This window comes from Streptomyces sp. NPDC001348, from assembly GCF_053597535.1.
On the sequence record NZ_JBSFIK010000095.1, the window covers coordinates 1 to 1,069 of the forward strand.

Annotated in this window: 2 protein-coding genes; both read left to right on the forward strand. The window is 77.0% G+C overall.

Annotated features, from left to right (window positions below; translation table 11 throughout):
• Positions 1-298 precede the first annotated feature (298 nt).
• The gene (locus ACWC21_RS41345) at positions 299-841 is read left to right on the forward strand and encodes a SixA phosphatase family protein (RefSeq protein WP_450890003.1); all 543 of its coding nucleotides are present in this window, start codon (positions 299-301) and stop codon (positions 839-841) included.
• A 26-nt stretch (positions 842-867) separates the two neighbouring features.
• The coding region (locus tag ACWC21_RS41350; RefSeq protein WP_450890005.1) for a YigZ family protein at positions 868-1,069 on the forward strand (202 nt) is incomplete at its 3' end.

The following is a 1,069-nucleotide window of genomic DNA, read 5'->3' on the forward strand; positions in this document are numbered from 1 at the left end:
CGTCGGCCGGTCGCGGCGCGCCGTGTCGACTCCGTCGCCCCGGGGAGCGCCGCCGGGGCCGAGGGCGCGGCGGAAGGCGTCCTCGTCCTCGTCGGTACCGGCCTTGAGCCGGTCCGGGGTCGTGGAGGCTCGTCATGAGGGTCCACGCGGACACGGTCACGCCACGTCGGCCGGTCGCGGCGCGCCGTGTCGACTCCGTCGCCCCGGGGAGCGCCGCCGGGGCCGAGGGCGCGGCGGAAGGCGTCCTCGGCCTCGCCGGTCCCGGCCTTGAGCCGGTCCGGGGTCGTGGAGGCTGGTCATGAGGGACCGCGCGGGTGCCGGCCCCCTGCGTCGGCTGGTCGTCCTGCGGCACGCCAAGTCCGCCCGCCCGCCGGGGGTCGCCGACCACGAGCGCCCGCTGGCCCCCCGCGGGCGTCGTGACGCCCCCGCGGCGGGCCGCGCCCTGGCCGAGGCCGACCGGCTGCCCGACCTCGTCCTGTGCTCCACCGCCGTACGCGCCCGCGAGACCTGGGAGCTGGCCTCGGCGCAGTGGGGCACCCCGCCGCCCGTACGGTTCGACCCGCGGCTGTACGCGGCCGACGTGCCCGAACTGCTCCACGTCGTGCGCGAGGTGCCGCCCGAGGTCGCGACGCTGCTCCTCGTCGGACACAACCCCGGCCTCGAGGACCTCGTCCTGGACCTGGCCGGGGACGACCTGGGCGACGCCCTGGGGCAGGTGCGCACGAAGTTCCCGACCTCGGCGATCGCGGACCTGGCCTGGCACGGACCGGCCTGGCGGGACCTGACGCCCGGCACGGCACTGCTGACGTCGGTGACCGTGCCCCGGGGCGGGAAGGAGTAGGCGTTCGACGGGCATAGGCTGGCCGGATGCAGGACGAGTACCGCACGGTCGCCCGCGCGGGCGTGCACGAGACCGAGGTCAACCGCTCCCGCTTCCTGTGCGCCCTCGCCCCGGCGGCCACCGAGCAGGAGGTCCAGGACTTCCTCGCCGCGGTCCGCAAGGAGCACGCGGACGCCACGCACAACTGCTGGGCGTACGTCATCGGCGCCGACGCCTCCGTCCAGAAGG